Source organism: Clostridium sp. 1001283B150225_161107_B6, assembly GCF_015556325.1.
Lineage (GTDB): Bacteria > Bacillota > Clostridia > Lachnospirales > Lachnospiraceae > Enterocloster.
Window position 1 is genome coordinate 363,899 of sequence record NZ_JADNMD010000002.1, and the last position, 23,609, is coordinate 387,507.

Genomic DNA, 23,609 nt, shown 5'->3' on the forward strand with positions numbered 1-23,609 from the left:
TCAGAAACGTGCGAATAGATTGCATAGTGTTGTTTTCCGACTCCTGACGGGGCTACAATTGCACATGTAGTATGCTTTGGTATGTTTAAATAAATGTTTTCAATAATTTTGCGGAAACCATAGCCAAATGATACCTCATAATTGGCAGGATTCAATTTATCTGCAACGGCTCCATTTTGGAGATATTTGTAACGCCTTCCAAACGACCTAATTCAGTAATGATTTTTAATTTATTAATTTTATAGTTTTCAATTCAAAACAAAAAGGTTGCAACTTTTTAAATATATATTTCGTCTAATAGTATGAAACTCAAAAGGGAGGTCGTAGACTATGAAAAAAAGAAATGTATTTTTCACAATTTGTGCAACCTTAATGCTAGCTACAGGGTGTTCAGGGCAGGGAAGTGTAACTCCTTCTATCGAACCATCACAGATGATTAATTCTCAGAGCCCGGAAGATACATCCGCTGTTCAACCATCTGGTAGTGATGCCATGACAGAGGAAGAGTCTGTAATAACAGGAGAAATTAGCGATATTAAGGATTTTATGTTTGTTATTACTGATAAGGATGGAGTAGAATATGCACTTACTTTTGAAAGTAAAAAACCAGAGGGACTGTCTGCGGTTAAGGACGGAGACATGGTTTCGGTAGTTTATACAGGAAATCTGGAACAAGTAGAAGCATTTACAGGAACTATAGTTTCTGTTACAAAGGAGTAATGGATGCTAACTCTGAATGATCGCTTGTAGCCTGTCTTACATCATAAATGTGATGAAAATGTGGAAGGTGTATTCGGTGTCTACAATCGGTTGTTTTTGGAGGGGGATGATTTTCAAATACACTCTAGGATGGGAATACAAGGAAGTCAATCAAACATGAGAGGGTTGACTTCCTTAAAGGTTATGCTCGTTTCCCCTAGTGTCCAATCATTCCATTTAATAAAAGGACTCACCTTACTTCTCTTAACCGTAAAAATGTTTCATATAAATCCAGAGCCCCATATCCCCATTCCCTGTTGGGATATGATAGGGCTGGATTTCGTTTTGCTCCTCGTATTAAAAAAGCTTTAACAGATGCTTCGCTCATTGTTGTGTTATGTCTTTCTACAATACCCCAGCTTAAAAGATTAGCGACTGCCCCAGCAACATGGGCAGCAGCGACCGAGGTTCCTGTTCTGGTAGTCATGGGGATAGAGGTTCCGTTTCTATATCCAATATCTGGTCCGTTCACATTAACTCCGGGAGCCGCTAAATCTGGTTTAATTAATCCACCTATTGTGTACCCACGGCTGGAATGAATGTAGATGCTGTTATTAGAATGATTGTAGGCGCCTACTGTGATTGGAGAGGGAGAATCTCCTGGTAGAGTTAAGGTAGTATAAGGGTTGGGGGACAGAAACGTGGTTTCGTCAGAAATTAGGTTATGGGCTGGAAGCCACATATTAAATTGTCCTGTTAGAGACTGGGTACTATATACGCGTATTTTCCAAATTCCCTTCGTAGGGGCTTCAAAACGCATAAAAACAAGCTGTTTACCGGCCCCCGTCTCAATTAATTGATAATTAACCGTAATGACCGTAGGTTCTAAAAGGAAATGGATAGAAGTTTCGTTTCTGCCTATAATAGGAATACGGATTATGGATTCACCACTGGGTGAGATAAATCCTACGGAATATGTATCAGCGGTACCAGCCCAGAGTTCAGCTACAAATCCTCGCTGAGATTCCAGATTTCCAACTCGGATTTCCACGTCAATGGACGATTCACTCGTAGGTATAGAGCCCATGTAGTGATGACCTCGGCCAGTTTCATTGCCTGCTGCCATTACTGTGGACATTCCCAGATTTCTGCTAATATCCTGAATCATCATGTTAAGCGGAGATGTTCCCTCATGACTACCCAGGTTAGACCCGATTCCCAATAGAATGACCAGAGGTTTTCTATGTCTAATTGCCTCCACACGCAGGTACTTAATGCCCATCATAATATCATTTTCTTGATAAGCATCAGCGTCACTACTGATAAGGTAAAAATCACGCAAATATTGCTTGGCTGGTTTTAATTTGACGATTATTAGTTCGCATTCTGGGGCAGCTCCAGTAAAAACCTGCTGGGGCAGGGTTCCTCCGGCGGCAATACCTGCCAAAAAAGTTCCGTGTCCGTTGGTATCAGTAGAAGGCACCACGGTAAGAGGAAAATCAGATTCCAATGCCTCGTTAATTTGTTTCTGAATATATTCCGTGCCGTAGATTGCCCCGCTGGTATGATAGCGATTAGGTACGCCGGCAGGAAGAGTGCTTTTATTATTTGGAAGACTCTGATCCCAAATACTGATAATTCTAGTGGTACCATCTGAATTGCGAAAAAGGGGATTGGTATAGTCAATTCCCGTATCTATGATGCCGATTATAACGCCTCGTCCTCGATTGCTCAGGGCAGGCGATGCGTGGGTTGCCATAATACCGGAAGCATCTATGCTGGTACTGTCTAAAAGTGTGTACAGACCAGGGATACTGTAATAGGTAAACTTGCTCAGTGAGAGGGGCTTTACAGTATCTAGCGGAGTGTATATAATACTAAAATCAGTACTTACAAAATCCATGCAGAAATTATTTTCAGAATCGACAGGAAATTGCTGCTGACTCCCGTGACGGTAAATAAAGTCAGCGATGGTCTCTGAAGCCGAGTTAAAAGGACAACTTGCCATGATGTACCTCATTCAGGTATTTGATAATAGTATATGCTGAATTTAAAAAACCTTTCATAAGTTAACAATATGAGCGAACAAGTAATAGAGTTTACCTGCAAACTGCCATCTGGCATTACTGCCCAATGGCCTCCAGTGTTTCTTTTGCCGCAGAGATCCATCTAATAGCCAATATTTCTACTGCTAATTAAAGACTTATTTTCTGTAGTACAACTTATGGATTACAGTGGGGGATTCTTATCCATCATACTTCAAGTTCTCGTTGGAGTTTCTGAAGTGAGGAATGGGGATGCGCGAAACAAAAAACCACCTGTTTCGCATGGTGTCATAAACTTAAAATCTGATGTAGTTTTGCGTCAAAATACGCCTTTTTAGAGGTATCTGTTGATAAATCCATTTCATGAGGTATTTTTGCATTCCTCCTCTCACGGAACAAAATAGAAAGACTGGCAAAACAAGGTTACTTATACCGTTTTATCAGTCTTTTAAGGCCTAATGATGTTACCGATAAGAGGCATTCTTTCATCGCTTTTTGAAAGCCCCTTTTCTGTATATTATTCAGTTTGTGTTCTCGTTTTTAGAATAACAAATGTTTCTTTCCGCCCATATCTGTCTGAGTCGCAGTACTCTCAGATAAGTGCTGGTTCTTGCCTTCTGATTTTATAGAATCAAATCAGAAGGCAAGCTTGAAGAGAAAGTGGCGCTTAACCTTTCCTATCACTTGTTTGCGGGCTTTGCTCTCTTCTCGATAAACTGGAATCTATCAATTTTGCATTTCCAACGCTTTGTCCGTCATAAGCTTATAGCTAATGAGTGCCTCACCGTTAAGCTCCTCCCGATTCATATCTACACCAACAATGCTGTGATGATCATAAGTTTTATAGTAGTAAATACCCTTGTCGGCATTGCAGCAAGAAGTGTAAATGGAAATTTCATATTTCTCGTTAGCCAAACGGCAACATCCTCTTTGCTGTTCAACGGAGCCTAATATATGGAAAAATTGGCTTACGCTTGATTTTTCATCATTCTCGGATAGTGAATTCATTTTTGTAAAAGCCACACGTACAAATCTTGACATAGATGACAAGTCTCCGGGGAGCCCGATAGCGCCCATGCCCCTGCTGTATGCATTTAGACTGAGATGTTCGGAAAAACAATTTTTAGGGGTGTCGATGGATAATCCCATATAGTTGTTCAAGTTGAAAATTTGAACCGGAAAAGGCGGATTATTGGTGAGAACACCTACAGGATTATCATAAACAAAGATACCGTCCTTAACACTTTCTACCGTAATGGAGCTGTTTTTATCCGAAATGATCCAATGGAGCTGTGCTATAGGAAAATGTGGACTAAACGGTTCAGCCAAGAAGTTGATTCTGTCAAGCAGTTTTCTCGCCTCATTCACCGTTGTACACTGACCCATGATCCAAGGAATAAATTCCCATTGGGCAATGTTGTCCTTACCTTTTTCTTTTTCACAATAATGTGCATTTTCCACAAAATTTAGACCGGCAATACACAGACCCTTTTCGTTTACAGCATCGTAATACAGTGGATAATTTTCTGTTATATGAGCCATTCCTATAAAGGCAAAATGATGCTCCATTGTTGCCACACTTCGAAACATCAATTTGAAATTTCTTGGTGTGACTGTAACAGTCTCACCGTAGGAGATTTCGTAATCTAGTGTCCGTCCAAAATAGAAATCTTTTGTTTTATAAGTTGCTGCTGTACACATAATTCTTCCTCCTTCATTGCGTTACATAATATTTCATCATAAGATTCGTATGCCTAATTATCGCAAATCCTGACTTGTTTGCCTCACTGAATTGGAAATTGTTTAACTCGTTTTATCGAATAGTGCCCCACGGTTTTTAGTTTCACGGTTGCTAGCTTGCGAGGATTGGACAAATCAATCTCATGGTGATAGAGTATCCGTAATGTCAATAGTATAATCATATTTCCCGGTATATTCAAGCTTAGCGGAAATGGTTTCGGATTCATCATCATAAGAACTGAGGTGAATACATTACACACACTAACCCTCGTCATAGGTAAAAACTCAATCTTTGTAAGATCTTGTTTGTTCTTCTAAGCTGTTTCTTCAATCTCCCAATCAAAATCCGCCTTTGTTACGAAATCAGGCAAACAAATGATAAAAATAAAATAAATTCAAAATTACCCTTGTGGGCATAGTCAATTCTGGTAATGGCGTTCTGAAACCAAAATCCATCAAGGGGAAGAACAATGGTAAATGCAATATCGCACAGCAAACTGCGGGATGCTACACACTCACCGTTTTCATCGCTGAGATTATCTTTGCCCCTCACAGCCATACAGTTTATTTTCGCAACCGTTACGATAGATGATTTGTTCTGCAGTATATAAAAATATTTATACTCTTTTTTATAGTCAAATGACATAATTGCCTCTTCATAAAGGATAATTTTTCAATTGCTCAACTTTGGTCAAACATAAATTTCTATAGAAAAGGCAGGCATACATGATACCACAGAAGGCAGGATTGTCACAATAAATCATCTTTTTTACATTTTCGATAGCAGTTTCACGAGTACGAAAGTGTGGACGGGGAAAGTGATGGATAGCGGTATGAATCAAGGTAACGCTGCTATTTTGGATTGGGGACGTTCACCTTTCCTGACCGTTCCTACTGTGGCCCATTCTATAAAATTATTTTAGCGAATAAAAGGTGAAAAACTTGCCCCAATATGGATAATAGGGTAAATAGCGTGAATAGGAAAATGAATTGACATTTTCTTTTGGTTAGTTTATACTAACTTCATAAGAGCAGTTAGACTAACCATGTATTTCAAATCAAAGGAGGCTGTTATTTTGAAAAAAGAACTTGCAACTCAGGTGAATGCATATCTTGCAAACATTGGTGTCTCATACATCAAATTACACAATCTTCATTGGAATGTAGTAGGGAGCCAGTTTAAAGCGGCACATGAATATCTGGAAACCTTGTATGATGCCCTTGCAGATGTGCTCGATGCTATCGCAGAACTTTTAAAAATGAACGGAGAAGCCCCTTTGGCAAGTATGAAGGGTTACTTGTCAGTTGCCACAATTCCAGAGTTGGAAAGTGTCGAGTTGGATGTCAAGAGTGCGATGCAGACGGTTCTGAAAGATATGGAATCTCTCAGAACCCAGGCTTCTTTCATTCGTGAGCAGGCCGACAAGGAGAATCAATTTGATGTGGTTGCCCACATGGAAGACGATGTGGCAAATTACAACAAAACAATTTGGTTCATTCAATCTATGTTGAAGTAATAAGCAAATGTTCAAATAGAGAACTATCGTAGAACGTGAATAGTTCTCTATTTGATTGTCAATGATTGAATCTTGCATCTAGTTCTTTTTTTTCTTTAAAAATAAATGAGATAATATTATACGTGAGTTATCCTTAACTAACATTGATTTCAGCATCCATCTAGAAAGGAGAGTATCTATGTTTGGGGTATACAAAAAACTGCTATATTATGTACCAAAGCAGCGACCTTTGGCCTATTTTGCAATCGGCCTGACGGTGGTATCCACATTGTTCAATGTAGGCGCTTATTACTACCTCTATGAGTTTTTGAAACGATTGGTGGTAGACGAAGATATGGGGCATGCTCAATATAATGTGTTCCTGATTGCGGGGCTGTTGATTGGCGGTTCGCTCTTGTATTTTGCAGCCGTGCTTTTAACGCATATGTTGGGCTTCCGACTGGAGACCAACTTGCGCAAGCGTGGAATTGACGGCCTGACCAATGCCAGCTTCCGCTACTTTGATCTGAACTCATCGGGAAAGACACGTAAACTCATTGATGACAACGCAGCCCAAACTCATTCTATTGTAGCCCATCTGATTCCTGACAATGTCGGAGCAATTCTGACACCGCTTTTGGCGCTTGTGGTGGGCTTTTTGATCAGTCTGAGGGTAGGCATTGTTCTATTGGTTCTGTTCATGCTGAGTGGCGTGCTCCTTGTCCTGATGACCGGGGAAAAGAAGTTTATGGAAATCTACCAAAAGGCGCTGGAGACAATGAGCAGCGAGGCCGTGGAGTACATACGCGGGATACAGGTGCTCAAGATTTTTGGCATAGACGCTACATCTTTCAAGACGCTGCATCGGGCAATCACGGATTATGCACGACATGCCTTGAACTATTCTATGAGTTGCCGCAGGCCATATGTGTTATTCCAGATGATCCTATTTGGCTCTATTGCCATACTCGTTTCAGTGACAGCCTTAACGCTGAATCGGATTCAAGACCCTGCCGTGTTGGCGGTGGAACTCATTATGACATTATTCCTGGGTGGAGTACTGTTTACCGCCTTTATGAAAGTGATGTATGTAGGTATGTATGCATTCATGGGAACTTCGGCGGTTGAGAAACTGGAGCAAGTGTTTTCGGATATGCAAAAGGATCGGCTTACATTTGGAAACAAGAGCACATTCAAAAACTATGACATTGAATTTGAACGGGTATGCTTTGGGTATACAGACCAGATGGTGTTGGAGGATGTTAGCTTCACTCTGAAAGAAGGCCGGAGTTATGCTCTGGTGGGATCTTCTGGAGGAGGAAAGTCCACGATTGCCAAATTGATTTCTGGTTTTTACAAAGTGGATGGAGGAGAGGTCAAGATTGGGGGAGAGCCCATCGAAGCCTATACAGAGGACGCCTTAATCCGCAATATCGCCTTTGTGTTCCAGAATGTCCGTTTGTTTCACATCAGTATTTACGAGAATGTCCGTCTGGCGAACCCAGGCGCTCAAAGAACGGAGGTCATGGAAGCGCTGCATCAGGCAGGTTGTGACAGCATTCTGAATAAGTTCAAAGATCGGGAAAATACGGTGATTGGCTCCAAAGGCGTATACCTGTCGGGCGGTGAGAAGCAGCGGATCGCAATCGCACGGGCAATGCTAAAGAATGCGAAGATCGTGATCCTTGACGAGGCCAGCGCGGCAATCGACCCGGAGAATGAGCATGAGCTGCAAAAGGCGTTTGCCCACTTAATGAAGGGGAAGACTGTCATTATGATTGCACACCGGCTGTCCAGCATTCGAAATGTGGATGAAATTCTGGTTTTGGAGGACGGGAAAATAGCAGAGCGAGGAACGGACGCGGCGTTGATGGCGACCGATACCAAGTACAGAAAATATCAAACGCTCTATGAACAGGCAAATGAATGGAGGGTTGTGAGATGAGAGAACTGTTTAAAAAGCATTTTGCCCTGACCGACAAGGGGGCCAAAGATTTGCAAAAGGCGAGCGCGGCCTCCTTCTTTGTCTATGTGATCAACTTTTTCCCCGCAATGCTGCTGCTTCTCCTGGTGGATGAGTTGCTGTTGAACAATGTCAAGGAAATGGGGCTGTATTTGTGGGGATCCGTTCTGGTTCTGGCCGCGATGTGGATTCTGCTCCGAATTGAATATGATGCACTGTATAACACCACTTACCAGGAGAGCGCGAATCTTCGCACGGAGATTGCAGATGTTCTGACCAAGTTGCCTTTATCTTACTTTTCCAGGCATGACCTTTCGGATCTGGCGCAAACCATCATGGCGGATGTGGCAGCTATTGAGCATGCTATGAGCCACGCTATGGCAAAGGCGGTGGGATTCCTGTTCTTTTTTCCGTTGCTTTCGGTTCTGCTGCTCCTTGGCAATGTTAAATTGGGGCTTGCTATCATTCTACCGATTCTGCTTGGATTCGGGCTTCTTTTATTGTCGAAAAACCTTCAGATTCGGGAGTCATTCAAACATTATCAAAAGCTCCGGGACAATTCTGAGAGTTTTCAGGAGGCCATTGAAAATCAGCAGGAAATCAAGAGTTTTGGCTTGACTCAGAAGATTCGGCAGACTCTTTATCAAAAGATGGAAGAAAGTGAGAAAATCCATCTTCGTGCAGAGATTTCAGCGGGCTTTCCTATGTTGTGTTCGAATGTCATTCTGCAATTTGCCTTTGTGATTGTAATCCTGACCGGTGTTCAAATGCTGCATACAGGAGAGATCGATATCCTGTACTTTTTGGGATATGTACTGGCCTCCATTAAGGTGAGGGAGAGTGTAGAGTCGGTCAATATGAATGTGGAAGAGTTGTATTATCTGGATTCCATGGTCAAGCGTATCCGGGAGATTCGGGAGACAAAGATACAGCAGGGCAAGGATCAGACAATCTCAAGTTATGATATTGAATTTGATAAGGTGTCTTTTTCTTACGATAAGGATACAGAAGTGCTCAAGAACGTCAGTTTCACCGCGAAGCAAAACGAAGTGACTGCCTTAGTGGGTGTGTCCGGTTGCGGGAAAACCAGTATCCTGCGTCTGATGTCAAGACTTTATGATCATGACGGCGGAAGCATCCGGATTGGCGGGCTGGATATCAAAGAGCTCTCTACAAAATCCTTGTTTGAAAAGTTATCCATCGTGTTTCAGGATGTAACGTTGTTTAATACATCTGTTCTGGAAAATATCCGCATTGGGAAAAAGACGGCCACAGACGAGGAAGTCATCCGGGCGGCACGATTGGCCAACTGCGAAGAATTTATCCGGAGGCTTCCGGAGGGGTACAAAACGATGATCGGAGAAAACGGAGCAACACTCTCCGGAGGAGAACGTCAACGGTTATCCATCGCCAGAGCCTTTTTGAAAGATTCACCTATTATCATTCTGGATGAAATTGCAGCCTCTTTGGATGTGGAAAACGAAAAAAAGATCCAGGACAGTTTGAACCGCCTCATTCTGGATAAGACTGTTATCATTATTTCCCACCGTCTCAAATCCGTTGAAAATGCAGATAAAATCGTGGTGATCAACTGCGGGAGAGTGGAAGCGTCCGGTACTCATCTTGAACTGCTCAAAACTTCTCCAACCTATAACAATTTGGTGGAGAAAGCAAAACTGACGGAAGAATTCCAATATTAGCGTAAAGGGGACAGGGTGACTGTTTTTGAACACGGCGCTTATTAGTATTTAGTTCGTTGTGGATACCATCTGCATAGTGAATGGTTTTCTAAACAGGGTGCTGTCCGTTAAAATTCTCATGTTCCTCAGTACTCCGGTTTACATGCGGATGGTTAGCGGGGAAAATAAAAGATTTTGTATGTTTATCGGGTTACTCAGTGAAACATTTTATGGAAACAGAGGCATTGTCATAATACCAAGAAATTTGATGCAACCTTTGTAGGAGGAGCGAGTAGAGAAGATACGGTTGCTATTAAAGAATATGGGGCTGTACGAATATCACATTGTACATCTGGCTATTTTGTCTGATGCATTGAAAGTGGCTAGTAGAAATGAAAAACTGTGCTCATACATGCTCCGAGGGTTATGGAAGAGCGCTGTAAATATTGTTTTTCATTCTGAGGGAAGAAAACATATCAAACAAAGAGTTAAAACCAATATAGAAAGAGGTGTTTCCATGGATATTGTGTTATGGCGTATGAGAATCAAAGATGGCAAGGAAGAAATGGCCCAGGAGTGGATTGCTTTTCTTCAAGAACATCAGGAGGAAGGAAATAAAACACTAAAAAATGAAAAAGAGCATTTGGAGATTTATTTTTTAAATCAAGAAAATGGGGCCGCATATGCCTATATGTTTGTATTGGCCGATGACTTGGACTATGCCGCTAAGACTGCAGAAAACAGCGGCAATCCATTGGATGCAAAACACATGGAATACATGAGCGTTTGTGTCGATTTGGAGGATTGTACACAATTGAGTCCTGTCTTGGTTTTGGGAGATTTTTCTGTGTTTCATTCGAAAAAATGATAAAAACAACGGATCATCCTTTTTTGCGATGGTCCGTTGTTTAATTATATGCAAAAGCTACTACGGTAATTGATGCGAAAATGTCATTTAGAAGAGTTTATACCGTTGCCAGATATCCTCAGAAAAATAAACACACTCTACTCTTTGGAACATTGTAAAAGTACCTTTCAATTGCAGTTGAAGTCTGGAGATAGCATACCCATTATAATTCAAAAAACAGTCAACAAGTTTAGCGCTAAACTTGTTTGACTCATTTTGGAGTATAGGTTATGACAACTACTCATAACAAACGTGTTCTTATGCAGGAACAGATAAAACTTATTAATGAATGCCGCACTGACTGGTGTCATAAAAAAGGCATTGTGCTAAGTACTTTTTACAACTGGGTTAGCAAATGCTGTAAAGAATCCACTGATATCCTGGAACCTAATTATGGCCACCATGAGACTCCTCTGCCTAAATAGGATGTAGTCTTGATATAGTTTCGGATGTAGTTCTGGAATCGGCTGCAGCATTTCAGTAGCAGACTCCATTGAACTTTGACAATTCACATATGATCGAGGTTATTGTAAATGGTATTATAATCTGGCTCACGAATAATACAGATCCCATTCTCCTTACACATACAATAAAGTTACTGAAGATGCTGCCGTGTTAGGAGATATCTACGGTCTGTAAAGATCTGCATTGTCTGTGTCTGCATCTACATGATGAAGTCCATTGATGGTCTCTGTGCTATTGTGCAAGAGCACAGAAAGTTGGATACAAAAAAGAGAATTGTGCTGTTCTTGGCAACCTATATAATGTTTGGAAATCGCATTTTTGTGAGGACCTTCTCGTAGTACGGTATTTTCCACTACCACATCTTCGTACCTTTGGGCTATGAAACACTAACCCTTCTTTTAATAAACGTGGCCGACATTAGCATCGGTAATAAAAAAGCAATTGCCAACATGATTGATGGAAATACCTATATATCAGACATAAGAGACTTGAGAGCACAGAGAATGAGCGCTGTGTTTGTCAATGACAGAGCTAACGCAGTAAACATAAAGAAACTTCAAAGAATCATACAATTGTTGCCAACCACATATAAGTAAAACTACTCACCAGTATAAGTCTGGAGTTTTTATGGCTGCTCTGGTTTGTATATTTTGCTTTGCTGAAATCAATAAAAGTAAGCAATTTTTATATAATCTGACAACATGATAATTTTTCTCGCAGAGATGCCACGTTCTTAAATGTTGCCATCCCGAGTTTTTTGACGGTTCCGGGATTGTTTTGTAGAATTAATTCGTGCGCCGGTATACTAGATATTTGGTCAAAAATGAAATTAGGTATTGACATTTCTGGATGGAAGTGGTAAAGTCGAAAAAGGTTAGTATAAACTAACTGACGGGGTTTATATTTCGCATTCCAAGTGAGAGACTTTTTTAACAGAATGGTTAGTTAAAACTAACTGATTAATTGACAGAAGGAGGACTATAGATGAAAACAAGAGTATTATCTCTGTTATTGGCGTGTGTACTGGGACTATCTCTGTGTGCCTGCTCCAATGGAGGACAGATGGAAACTTCGACAGCAGAGGATTTGTTCACTCAGACAATTGATAAAGAGGACAGGTCCGCGCAAGAGAGTGATAAAATTGTGATCACTGATCAACTGGGACGCACCATTGAATTTGATGAACCACCCCAGAGACTGGCTACAACGATCATGCCATTCCCTTATATCTTCTACGCTGTAATGGGGAATAATGATTACATGGTCGGTTGTAATCCTTCTTCCGTGATTGCTTACGAAGATAGTGCGCTGCGGCATATGTATCCTACTATGGCTAAGGTTGACACAAGTTGGGTGGACACTAGCTTCGTAGTCAATATAGAGGAGTTGCTGAAGCTGAAACCCGATGTGGTTTTTCAGTGGAACTATATGACCGAAGAGATCGAAAAGATGGAAAACGCAGGTCTGAAAGTCATTGCACTCCAATATGGCACTATGGACGATCTGGAAACCTGGATTCGCATTATTTCCTCTCTGTATCAGCAGGAAGAACGCGGAGAAGAGTTGATCGATTATTTCTATGCTCAGGTGGCGGAGGTAAGTGATAGAGTTGCCACTCTGAACACTTCTGAATTCAGAAGCATCCTACAGCTTTCCGACAATCTGAAGGTTGCTGGTCAGGGATTCGGCTATTACTTATGGGACAACAGCGGTGCTATCAACCCTGCGGGAGACCTGTCTGGCGAAGAGCTGAATGTTGATATGGAGCAGATCTATTTGTGGAACCCTGAGATCATATATATCGGTAACTTCACCGATCTGCAGCCCTCCGACTTGTTGGAAAACAAGCTGGAAGGTCAGGACTGGTCCCTTGTTCGGGCTGTCAAGGATGGCGAGGTCTATAAAATTCCTATCGGTGGATACCGCTGGGATCCCCCTGGAGTTGAAACTCCTCTGACGATCAAATGGATGGCCAAAATTCAGCATCCTGAGCTTTTTGGCGATATGGATATGGAGACCGAACTGCGTGACTTTTATCAGGAGATGTACGGATTCACGCTGACAGATGAGATGGTAGCTGAGATTTTGGGTGATACTCAGAGTTAAATAAAACTTAATGAAAATTTATGCAGGGAAGTGTGAATTTATGAGAAAGATTGCGTTTTACGGAAAAGGCGGTATTGGGAAGTCTACCCTGACCTCATCCATTGCCGCGGCGATTGCAGGAATGGACAAACGGGTCATGCAGATCGGCTGCGATCCCAAAGCGGACTCCACTTTAAATTTGAGAGCAGGTCAGGAACTTACCTCGGTAATGGACGTACTGCAGGCATACGGCGGACTTTGCCCCAGTCTTGATGCAATTTCTGTCAAGGGGTATCGGGGGATCGTCTGCGTAGAAGCTGGTGGCCCCACACCCGGAAGCGGTTGTGCTGGTCGCGGCATTATCAAGACCTTTGATACTCTGGACGATTTTAATGCATTTCAGGTTTATGCCCCGGAATATGTGTTCTTCGATGTGCTTGGCGATGTGGTATGCGGTGGGTTTGCAGTTCCCGTTCGACAGGGATATGCTGATGAGGTGGTGATTGTGACCTCTGGCGAGAAAATGGCGCTATATGCCGCTGCTAATATCAAGAAGGCCTTGGACAACTTCCAGGAACGCGGTTACGCTAAGCTTCGCGGAATCGTTCTTAACTGTCGAAATGTCCCCGATGAGATTGCCATTGTTGAGGATTTTGTGCAACGGATCGGAACAGAGATCATTGGTGTTGTCCCGAGAGATTCCGACATTCAGCGAGCCGAGGAGCAAAATATGACCGTGGTCCAGATGGATTCTGAACTTCCTGTTTCTCAAACCATCATCGACATCGCCAAACGCATTATGGTACCTGTGGAGGAACAGAAGGAAGGTGCTGTATGAAAAAAGAACTATATCACCTGACGATCGCGAATCTTGACCCCGCCGCGCCGGAATTAGGCACTAAAGGAAAAGTGGTCAGTGGACCCTGCCTTCATTACAGCGCACCCAGTGCGGGAGGATGGGGAATTGTCCGAACCGCGATGCTGGTACCGGAAAGTGTATTGTTGTTCGTGGCGCCGCATGGTTGTGGCCGACATGGCTCCGTTTCCAGCATACAGCTGGGATTGCGCAGCCGCATTCGTTACATGGATATTACCGAGGAAGATTTGGTCTTGGGTAGCCATATGGACCGCATTCCTGCTGTTGTAGAAGACATTCTGAGTTGTCTATCGAAGCGTCCTCCTGCATTCTTTATCTGTGCCTCCTGCATCGATGATTTATTGGCCTCTGATTACAAAAATCTGTGTCGCCGTCTAACTGAACGGTATGGGATGCCCTTTGTGGATTGCCACATGAATCCCATCACAGCCAATAGCAGTATGCCGCCAGCTCTGAATATACAGCGCAGTCTTTATGATTTTCTCTGTAAGGAGAAGAATACGCGTGTTCCCAAAGACACGCTCAATGTGATTGGACACTTTTCGCCTATTAATCCGAACGGTGAGTTTTTCTCCCTGATGAATGAGGCGGGGTTCGAAAAGGTGCTTCAGCTCAGCGCTTGCCAGACCTTTGAGCAGTTTATGGAAATGCGACATAGCAGTCACAATTTGCTCATCAAGCCCTTTGGTCGGGTCGCCTGCCAGGAGATGGAGCGTCATCTGGGTATTCCCTGGCATAAAGAGTTCATCCGCTACCATCCGGAAGGGATCCGCCGTGGCTATGAAGGGCTGGAAGCCTTCCTGGAACGAAAAGTTTCCTGGCAGTCCTGCTACGAGAGTTGCATGGATAGTATCTCTCAGTGGCGGAGGCGTTTGAAAGGCTTGCGGGTAGGCGTTGGAATTGGAGTTAACGGCTCTCCCTTTGAAATCGCCATGGCACTGGCTCTATGTGGAGTGGAGATCAGCTTCCTGCTCAGTGATGCTATTATGGAATATGAATGGGAATCGATCGCTCAGTTGAAGCAGAGTTTTCCCGATGTGCCAGTATATACCAGCTATCATCCGAGTATGTCTATGGCGGAAGCTGTCCCGGAAGAAGCAGATGTTACAATTGGTTTTTCCGCCTCCTATGTGTGCCCGTCTTCAAAATTGTTTACGTTGGACGCTGATGACCAACACTACGGTTTTGAAGCGTTTACTGCTCTCCTTCAGGGCGTGGAGGATGCTTTGAACAGTGATATTTCTGCCCGGGCTTTGCTCTACACCAAGGGACTTGTGGTGTAAAGCCATTTGTTTTCATAAACAATTGTTAGGAGGTTCTCTATGCGAGGTTTTTATTCGATTTTACCCACGCTGTCTCCGGATTTTTCTGGCGTATGTAGCACTCTGTTTGAATTGGGTGGTATTTTAGCTATCCATGATGCGGGTGGATGCACAGGCACTTACACTGGTTATGATGAACCTCGATGGTTTGACCAGCGCAGCCGGGTGTTTACATCTAATTTAGATGACGCCGAGGCAGTATTCGGAGATGATAGCATCTTTTTAAATAAACTTCTTTCTGCAGATGAATGGTTGGACAGCAAGTTTTTTGCACTGCTAGGTAGTCCTTCTCCTGCCGTTCTAGGAACGGATTATCGTGCTCTTGCCAAATTGGTTGAAAACAGAACAGGCAAGAAAGCAATGAGTTTTCCTACCAAAGGGACGGATTTTTACGATCGCGGCGTTTCAATGGCGCTTCTGAGGTTGGCTAAAACCTTTTTGCCTGAACACCGGACAGACGTGCTTCCTCGCTCAGTAAATCTCATTGGAGCCACTCCTTTGGACCTGACCCATCAGCGGAATGTGGATGTCCTTCGCAAGGTTTTGGAAGATGCAGGATTCACTGTTTGCTCTGTATGGGCTATGGGTAGCACTTTGGAGGAGATTAGCGGTAGTGTAAGTGCGGCCTGCAACATTGCTCTTACGGTTTCAGCCTTGCCCGTCTGCCGATACTTGGAGAGCAAGTATGCAATGTCTTGGCTGGCGGGAAGTTTCTCTGGCCGGAAACCCTTGCAACGGTTCCTGATTCAGTTGGAAAATCTCTTATCCGAGGTTCCTGTTCTGGAAGAAGAGGAGAAGACTGTTGAAAAATATGAAGGACTTTGTGCATTGGTCATCGGTGAACAGCTCTTGGCAAACAGTGTGCGGGAATCCCTAGAACTGGATAGAGAATTTACTTCCGTGGACGTTTGCACCCTGTTTGACGCAGACCAGCAGCTGATGCGTTCTGGAGATCAGGCTCATATCAGCGAAGCGCAGCTTGAAGAAAGAATTCGTTCTGGGCGCTATGATTTGGTTATCGGTGATGGCTTTTTCCGAGAATTGGATTGGGCCGACAGCCCCACCGGTTATGTGGAACTTCCTCATGTTGCAGTCTCCAGTCGCCTTGGATGGACCAGTCAGGTCTGCCCCTTTGGTGATAAGTTCCTGGAACTGCTGGATGCCGCTTTACGGGAGGGCGTGTGATGAGAAGTGCGCAACTGAGTCGAGCGAAACAATGTGCTATGGTATTGCTGTTGGCGATGGCATTGACCGGCGTGTTTCTGATTTTGTTATGTGTGGGGCGCTATTCGGTGCCTCCTTTGGAAGCCTTCCGAATTATGGGAGTAGCCCTCTTTCGGGATGGACAGGCATTGGAGGCGTTGAAGGCGGAGAATCCTTTTGGGGTTAGTGTTATTCTGGGCTCACGCCTTCCACGTCTATTGATGGGGATGATTGTTGGCGCGGGGCTTTCTGTGGCGGGAGCTACATATCAGGCTATTTTCGGGAATCCGCTGGTTAGCCCGGACATTCTGGGTGTCTCCTCCGGCGCGGGTTTTGGAGCTTCTTTAGGTATTCTCCTGTCTACCAGCACCCTCATTATTCAGGGATCCGCTTTAACGTTTGGACTGCTGGCTGTACTTATGGTTTTTCTGGTTTCAAAAGTAAATGGTCGGACGGAGTTGTTTACTCTGGTACTCTCGGGTGTTATTATTCAGGCATTGTTTGACGCACTGGTTTCCCTTATTAAATATGTTTCGGATCCCCAGGAAAAATTGCCAGCCATTACAGTTTGGTTGATGGGAAGTCTGGCCAGTTCTTCTTATAAAGATATCATCGTTTCGTGCGTGATCATCCTGCCCTGCATTGCAGTACTTCTGACGCTGCGCTGGAAAATGAATCTTCTGTCTTTGGATGAAGAAGAGGCTCGTTCGTTGGGGGTCAATGTTCATCGTCTGCGCTCTGTTGTTATCGTGCTTTCCACACTGATGACCGGTGTGACGGTTTCTCTGTGCGGTGTGATCGGATGGATCGGTTTGGTTATTCCTCATGTTGGACGGATGCTTGTTGGCAATGACCATCGTGCATTATTACCAGCCAGCGCGCTTCTTGGTGCGCTCTACCTGCTATTGATCGACACTATTGCCCGTACTGCCACCGCGGCGGAGATCCCGCTTTCCATTCTAACCGCGATCATTGGAGCGCCTTTTTTTGCGTGGATGCTACGAAAGACTTCAGGAGGTTCTACATGATTTTAGAGGTAAAAAATGGTTGCTTTTCTTACAACAGCCGGTCTATATTGTCCGATATCTCCTTCGAGCTGGAAGAGCATAAGGTCATGACGGTTCTGGGGCCAAACGGAGTTGGAAAAACCACGTTGCTCAAATGCATTATGGACTTTCTCCATTGGAAGCAAGGGGAAACCTTTATTGCGGGCCAACCCCTGCGGACTTATAAAGAAAAGGAACTTTGGCAAGTGATCAGCTATGTACCGCAGGCGAAGCGGAGCGTGTTTTCTTACCGTGTGCTCGACATGGTGGTAATGGGCCTGAACGCGAGCCAAAACTTTTTTAAGGTTCCTGATCAATCGCAGTACGATCAGGCAGAGGAGCTTCTGAACTTGCTAGGGTGTCGGAAACTTATTGACCGATACTGCAATCAGCTCTCGGGAGGAGAGCTTCAGATGGTGATGATCGCCAGAGCGCTAATTTCCAGACCTCAGCTTTTGGTGTTAGATGAGCCGGAATCCAATCTGGACATGAAAAACCAACTTCGCATTCTGGATGCCATTGAGCGTGCTTCGCGTGAAATGAACGCCGCCTGCCTGATCAACACGCATTTTCCAAATCATGCCCTTAATATATCGGATCAGACTCTAATGCTGGGACTGGGACAGAAAAAACTGTTTGGTGCGACAAAGGATTTGCTTAACGAGGAAAATATTGAGCGATTCTTTTCTGTGCGTTCCAAAATTGTTTCTTTTCAAGCAGATGGCCAGGAACACCAGAACATTTTTCCTTACCGTATTGCTTCTCACAGCAGAGGAGGTGGCATAACATGATTCCGTTTAGCTATGATTTTATGCAACCAATGTATCCGCTCCTGATCCAGCAATTTCTGGACGATTACAATCTGTCTGCCGGTGTGGCTTTAGATATTGGAACAGGACCTGGAAATCTGGCGGTTGAGCTGGCAAAAGTAACAGCAATGGACCTGATTTTGGTGGATATTGACGGAGAAGCGCTTCGGACCGCACAGAACCGCCTGTGTGAATTGGGGGTGGATAACCGAATTTCTACCCTGTGCGCTGATGTGGAAAAACTGCCTTTACGGGATAACCTGGCGGATTTTATCATGTGTCGTGGTTCTATCGGCTTTTGGCCGGTTCCCGTCCAGGGAATAACTGAAATTTATCGGGTACTGAAGCCTGGTGGATGTGCCATTGTCGGCGTGGGCGCCGGACGGTATATGCCGGAAACCATGCGCCGCAGGATCTATGGGTCCATGTCTGCTTCAGATAGAACAACTTCCCCCCGCCAATATACTCTTGAAGATTACGATGCCTTTGCCCGGCAGGCCATGCTGTCGGATTACCGCATCATTCTCGAGGATGATATATCCAAAGGGTGTTGGTTGGAAGTAAAAAAATAGAAAATTCCATCGTTTCAGGAGCTCTGTCCGACACCGATGGAGTTTTTTATTTTTTATTACAAGATAGGAGATATTGTATCAAATATCCGCGATCATGCTCGTCAGGAGAAGTGGGAACGCGCGATTGATAAATTTGTGATGACCAGTGCTGAAGAGCGGCAACAGGATAAGAATACTACAGGATGCATATCTGTACCGTTAGTGCCTGCTATCAAGGTATCCAATATCATAGAAAGCTCCGTTAGCTATGCTCACACTAAACAGTGATGTTTTGGCTCCTCGTAAAATTGCTTGGAACGGTCGTTTTGTGATCCATTCCCGTAGCGCTGAAGCCACGATTAGCAAGTTCAGAAAAGAGGGAAGAACAATAACCAAAGTGGTGCAGATGAATCCAGGTAATCCTGTTACTGACCGCTTATATATCTGGCAATATTGATCACAATGGAGACGGGAGAGTTTGGCTGAGCACGATCAAATCTATTAACACAGCCTCACTGAACTATCCGTTTCCCATGATCACGTCAGTATGCTCCTTTAAAGGCAAACACTCCGATTTTTAAAATTACACGAATAGTTTCCAATAAATCATATTCTGGGGAAGCTCTGATGTTCATTTTACTTCAAAACGTTATGGCATGAAAATTGATGGAGCTGCATATGTAACGGTGGCTTCGCAGAGCGCGTATGCAATGGCTTCTCTTTGGTATTTTAAGCGAAAAAATAAGAATTAATACAATTCGCATTGAAAAAACGCTTTTCTCGGGAATCATTTGGAGTAGGTTTTTCTGCGATGCTGATGCAGGTGACGATACTGGTATAGCAAACTGTACTTTATAATCTTGCGGCGCAGCATGGCGGAGATACATGGCAGATTATACTCGGCGTGGCATACCGGGTAGTGCCTTTTGCATTTATTCCTTTATAGGACTTTCTCAGGTATATCAGCCAGCGTTCGGAACCAATTACAATACAAAACAGTGCGACCGGGTAAAGGATATTACGAAAGTATTTGCAATCACAGCAATTTTATTAGTGTTTATTTGCTAACTGACGATTATGTTAGTACCGAAGACAATTCTCTCTATGTTTATTACAACGCCGTCCGTAGTGGAACTGGGTGTAGGGGATTTCCGTCTGTTTCTACTGTAATATATTTTATTGGGAGTCTGAACTGTGATTCTGCCTCTGATGCAGTCTCTTGGCAGAGCTACGCGAGTGTTCTGGTTATTTTTCGCCAAATAGCCATCTACAACCTGCGGCCTATCATCATGCCTTATATTGCCGGATTTGGTGTATATAGCGTATTTTCCATAACGCTTATTATTGATATGACAGTTTTTATTGTTGTGGATGGTATGATGCTAACTGAATTTAGAAGAATGGATGTTTTAAAATCTATTGGAAGATAAAAAAATTTATGGAATCATTTATACAACGTTACGAATTTTTATGGTCGAAACAAGTACATAAAAAGGATGATTGTTTTATGTGCGGAATAAAAGGTTTTAGATGATTTGGAGAGCAAGTGTAGTGCTGGTTTGGTCAATGTACAAGGAGTATTATCCCATAATAGTAGGGAAGGTTATACTGTTTTTCTTGATAATTACCAGGTTGCTCTACAAAAATTATTTTTATCTATGAAGACATTGGTATGAGTAAAAAGGTTGATATATACATAATTTTGAGATTTTATACATTTATATATTGCGCAACAAATATTATTATTAAGTATAATGATTTATAAGCGCCTTGCTTAACAAAATACTATTTTGCCACTCCATAGCCAGAGAAAGTTTCTGGGCTGGAAATGTATCTGGAATGATTCTAAAATAAAAAATTATAATTACGTATTTGCATTTAGCTTTGGGAATGCAGGATAAAATAATCCGTATAATAACTACAGACCTTATCAAATTTTTAAAAGAGCAATTGTTAAATAAAAGACTATCCTCTACAGGGATAATGAAAGGTACACTACCCTCCAATAACCCATTAGATGGTGAGTAGGCATTAAGAAAAGACTTAAAAAGCTCCGTGATAAAACTAAATTTTTGTTATATGAGGTTGTAGGCCCCTTCACTTTTTCCTTTATAGGAGTGAAGGGGCTTGTTTAGTTCCTGTTGTTCCTTGAAAACTTTATATTCAACGATTTCACTACGTTAGCTGTCTAGCGCGAATACGGCAATTGGTATAGAAAAAAAGACTTCTCTGTCAGCTTACAGGAGCTATGGTGTCCTGTTACTCTATTTATATGTGTAGATTGAGACAGAATAATTTCACTACGAAAAGTTATGCCATTTGTTAAAAAGTAATATGAAAATATAGAATTCGTCATCTTATTATGAAGATTATATAGTAGTTTGCAGAGATGCATTATTTGTTAATATTTAGTCTGAGCGATCGTTATACCGTTATTCAAGTTTTATAAATAACAGATTAGAGTAAAAAACAGGTTTTTTAAATGTTAATGAATGTGATTTTGACATATAAAAGAATCGATAATAAGTAGGAAATATAATTAGGTAGGTGGCTTATTTATATAGTAGTTAAAAAAGTTTAATTTGAGCTCCTTACCTTATTTGTAATGATTGGTCATTTTTCATACATTGGATTTAGTAGATAAAAAACATGAAGAACAGGTTTTACTGACATGGTCATAAAGAACAGATCTCCTTGAGTACAGCTGATGTACGGGAAGTTTGATATGTTGGTTTTTCGCTGCTTCTGTTAGATATAGAGATGTCTAATGTTTGAAAATTGAATGTATTTAAAACAGACAAAAGATAAGAAAAAAAGGCAGGAATCCAGGGCTGATAATTTACTCAATCAGCATTTTCTTTGCATTTTTGCTCAAAATACCAGGTGTCGTTCACCTCCGGATTTGTTCTTCATTTCATATTTTAAGAATTGGAGGACAAGCCCTATGGCGGAAGAAAGGAATTATACCATTATTGTACAGAGAGAACGTGTGGAAGTGAGCAGAGAAGTTTATTATGCCTATCATAAAGCCCGTGAGGCGGAACGATATCAGAATCGTGTCATCCGGCAGATCGAGATGTCGCTGGAACGGTTCCAGGAGGAAGGGGTGAACACGGAATACCGTGTGGTCCGTTCGGCTCCGGGAATTGAGGAGGAAATGATCCGGGCCGAAGATAACCGCAGACTGTATCAGGCGCTGGAAGAACTGAACGTAGAAGAACGGCTGTTGATTGATGCTTTGTTCTTTTCTGGGATTACGGAAGGCGAACTGGCAGCCCGTCTCGGAGTTACCCAGCAGGCAGTGAGTAAGCGGAAGAAACGGCTTCTGAGAAAGCTCCGTGAAAAAATAGAATAAATTTTTTGTTTTCTGAGGTTGTGGGCCCCTTCACTTTTTCCTTTATAGGAGTGAAGGGGCTTATTCAGTCCCCGTTGTTCTTTGAAAACTTTATATCCAGCGATTACGATACGTTAGTTGTCCAGCGCGAAAGCGAAAGCGGCATAGAAAGATACGCCACGACCACCTGCAGGATCTCTAGTGTCCTGTTAATCTTATCATATCGAAGGTGCAGAGCGGTTTTTTCTGTTCTTTAAATGGCCCGTGGCCGGGCCATACCGCCATGACCTGGGCAGCCTATGATGATACTTCCGTCTAGTCACAGCCCCTCTTGACCGAGGGATCACGCAATGAGGGCGGCAGCCGGAGATCCCGGCTGAGGCAGCAAAAGAAGCTGTGCCTATGACGGCCTTGCCAGGGCTGGTTGTAATCGACTGCCAGGCTCCGGGGAGGTGTGCCGAATAGGAGCATAAAGTATTTAATAAAAATGAAATGAAGAACAAGTACGTTTTTATATTGTGTGGCGGCAGCTGTATCTTAAGCGCCGCCATCAGATATATTTTTACTGAAACGCTGAATCTTTGTCAGATTGGCAAAGCGTACTTATTAGATATGGTGATAGCTGTTTTATGATAAGCCAGATATGATGTGGTACAGAAAGAATAGACCATCAGAGGAGGAAGCGATCATGAGAAATGATAGCAAAAAGACAGTAGCAATGTATATCCGATTTGGGAGAGCAGAATCGGTCCATCACAACCCTTGCAAGCATGACAGCATCGACTGGAAACAGCAGTGAGAGGATTACCAAAAGGAGCAGGAAAACTATCCCTTGAGTAAAGTCTGGTTTTAAAAGAGAACGGGATAAAACTACATAGAGTTTCATCCCCTTGCTAAATACAAGTGAGGGGATTTTTTGTTTTCAGAAAAACAGACATGAGAGAGGATAACCAAAGTGAATATTTTAAGAGGCGATTTATACTATGCAGACCTGACACCGGTAACCGGCAGCGAACAGGGCGGCATAAGGCCGGTGCTGATGATCCAGAATGACATGGGCAACCGGTTCAGCCCAACCGTGATCGTAGCGGCCGTAACTAGCAGACAGGACAAGCATCCGCTGCCGACTCATGTCCTAATCAGTCCAAGCCACTGCGGCCTGAAAGAACATTCCGTTGTACTGTTAGAGCAGATCCGGACCATTGACCGTGTCCGCCTGAGAGAGTGCATAGGCCGGTTACCGGAAGAGGATATGGAGCAGGTAGATCATGCGCTGCGGATCAGCATCGGCCTTAGTTAGACGGAAAACAACGAAACCACAGAAAGAGCCGAGCCGTATATATATTTAAAGTTCGATTGAACGTTGTAGTCCAGAATAGGAGGGAGAG

At 43.1% G+C, this 23,609-nt stretch carries 18 protein-coding genes; 15 read left to right on the forward strand and 3 right to left on the reverse strand.

Going from position 1 to position 23,609, the window contains the following annotated elements:
* Positions 1-330 precede the first annotated feature (330 nt).
* Complete coding sequence (locus I2H39_RS06725) at positions 331-720, forward strand: hypothetical protein (RefSeq protein WP_092364881.1); 390 nt, start codon at positions 331-333, stop codon at positions 718-720.
* Positions 721-949: 229 nt separating this feature from the next.
* On the opposite strand, the gene I2H39_RS06730 is transcribed toward I2H39_RS06725, so the two are convergent.
* From I2H39_RS06730 to I2H39_RS29620, 3 genes are all read right to left on the reverse strand, one after another.
* Positions 950-2,707, reverse strand: coding sequence for a S8 family peptidase (locus I2H39_RS06730; RefSeq protein ID WP_117634109.1), 1,758 nt, complete (start codon positions 2,705-2,707; stop codon positions 950-952).
* Positions 2,708-3,470: 763 nt separating this feature from the next.
* Positions 3,471-4,445 (reverse strand): choloylglycine hydrolase, encoded by a 975-nt coding sequence (gene bsh, locus I2H39_RS06735; protein WP_092364887.1) that lies wholly within the window; start codon positions 4,443-4,445, stop codon positions 3,471-3,473.
* 394 nt (positions 4,446-4,839) lie between these two features.
* Positions 4,840-5,130, reverse strand: coding sequence for a hypothetical protein (locus I2H39_RS29620; RefSeq protein WP_319638389.1), 291 nt, complete (start codon positions 5,128-5,130; stop codon positions 4,840-4,842).
* 430 nt (positions 5,131-5,560) lie between these two features.
* On the opposite strand from I2H39_RS29620, the gene I2H39_RS06745 reads away from it, so the two are divergent.
* The 14 genes from I2H39_RS06745 to I2H39_RS06810 all read left to right on the forward strand — a co-directional run bounded on the left by I2H39_RS06745 (position 5,561) and on the right by I2H39_RS06810 (position 23,521).
* Positions 5,561-6,001: a DNA starvation/stationary phase protection protein gene (locus tag I2H39_RS06745; protein WP_082082497.1), complete on the forward strand. Its 441-nt coding sequence runs from the start codon at positions 5,561-5,563 to the stop codon at positions 5,999-6,001.
* A gap of 178 nt (positions 6,002-6,179) precedes the next feature.
* The gene (locus I2H39_RS06750) at positions 6,180-7,925 is read left to right on the forward strand and encodes an ABC transporter ATP-binding protein (RefSeq protein ID WP_092364890.1); all 1,746 of its coding nucleotides are present in this window, start codon (positions 6,180-6,182) and stop codon (positions 7,923-7,925) included.
* On the forward strand, positions 7,922-9,643 hold the full coding sequence (locus tag I2H39_RS06755) for an ABC transporter ATP-binding protein (RefSeq protein WP_118077278.1): 1,722 nt from the start codon (positions 7,922-7,924) through the stop codon (positions 9,641-9,643). The genes I2H39_RS06750 and I2H39_RS06755 overlap by 4 nt, the downstream gene beginning before the upstream one ends.
* 301 nt (positions 9,644-9,944) lie before the next feature.
* On the forward strand, positions 9,945-10,490 hold the full coding sequence (locus I2H39_RS29090; protein WP_240305385.1) for a DUF6176 family protein: 546 nt from the start codon (positions 9,945-9,947) through the stop codon (positions 10,488-10,490).
* Positions 10,491-11,978: 1,488 nt separating this feature from the next.
* Positions 11,979-13,100, forward strand: coding sequence for an ABC transporter substrate-binding protein (locus I2H39_RS06765; protein ID WP_092364899.1), 1,122 nt, complete (start codon positions 11,979-11,981; stop codon positions 13,098-13,100).
* 40 nt (positions 13,101-13,140) lie between these two features.
* Positions 13,141-13,917 (forward strand): AAA family ATPase, encoded by a 777-nt coding sequence (locus I2H39_RS06770; RefSeq protein WP_092364902.1) that lies wholly within the window; start codon positions 13,141-13,143, stop codon positions 13,915-13,917.
* Complete coding sequence (locus I2H39_RS06775) at positions 13,914-15,239, forward strand: nitrogenase component 1 (protein ID WP_117634113.1); 1,326 nt, start codon at positions 13,914-13,916, stop codon at positions 15,237-15,239. Before I2H39_RS06770 ends, I2H39_RS06775 begins: the two co-directional genes overlap by 4 nt.
* Positions 15,240-15,278: 39 nt before the next feature.
* Positions 15,279-16,463 carry a nitrogenase component 1 gene (locus I2H39_RS06780; protein WP_092364908.1) on the forward strand — a complete coding sequence of 395 codons (1,185 nt, stop codon included), beginning with the start codon at positions 15,279-15,281 and terminating at the stop codon, positions 16,461-16,463.
* Complete coding sequence (locus I2H39_RS06785) at positions 16,463-17,509, forward strand: iron ABC transporter permease (protein ID WP_002565657.1); 1,047 nt, start codon at positions 16,463-16,465, stop codon at positions 17,507-17,509. The genes I2H39_RS06780 and I2H39_RS06785 overlap by 1 nt, the downstream gene beginning before the upstream one ends.
* Positions 17,506-18,318 carry an ABC transporter ATP-binding protein gene (locus I2H39_RS06790; protein WP_092364911.1) on the forward strand — a complete coding sequence of 271 codons (813 nt, stop codon included), beginning with the start codon at positions 17,506-17,508 and terminating at the stop codon, positions 18,316-18,318. The genes I2H39_RS06785 and I2H39_RS06790 overlap by 4 nt, the downstream gene beginning before the upstream one ends.
* On the forward strand, positions 18,315-18,908 hold the full coding sequence (locus tag I2H39_RS06795) for a class I SAM-dependent methyltransferase (RefSeq protein WP_117634114.1): 594 nt from the start codon (positions 18,315-18,317) through the stop codon (positions 18,906-18,908). The genes I2H39_RS06790 and I2H39_RS06795 overlap by 4 nt, the downstream gene beginning before the upstream one ends.
* 36 nt (positions 18,909-18,944) lie before the next feature.
* Complete coding sequence (locus tag I2H39_RS06800; protein WP_092364917.1) at positions 18,945-19,175, forward strand: hypothetical protein; 231 nt, start codon at positions 18,945-18,947, stop codon at positions 19,173-19,175.
* Positions 19,176-21,831: 2,656 nt separating this feature from the next.
* Entirely contained in the window at positions 21,832-22,242 is a 411-nt protein-coding gene (locus I2H39_RS06805; RefSeq protein WP_048931283.1) for a sigma-70 family RNA polymerase sigma factor, read from the forward strand.
* A 934-nt stretch (positions 22,243-23,176) separates the two neighbouring features.
* Positions 23,177-23,521: a type II toxin-antitoxin system PemK/MazF family toxin gene (locus I2H39_RS06810; RefSeq protein WP_048931282.1), complete on the forward strand. Its 345-nt coding sequence runs from the start codon at positions 23,177-23,179 to the stop codon at positions 23,519-23,521.
* Positions 23,522-23,609: the final 88 nt, after the last annotated feature.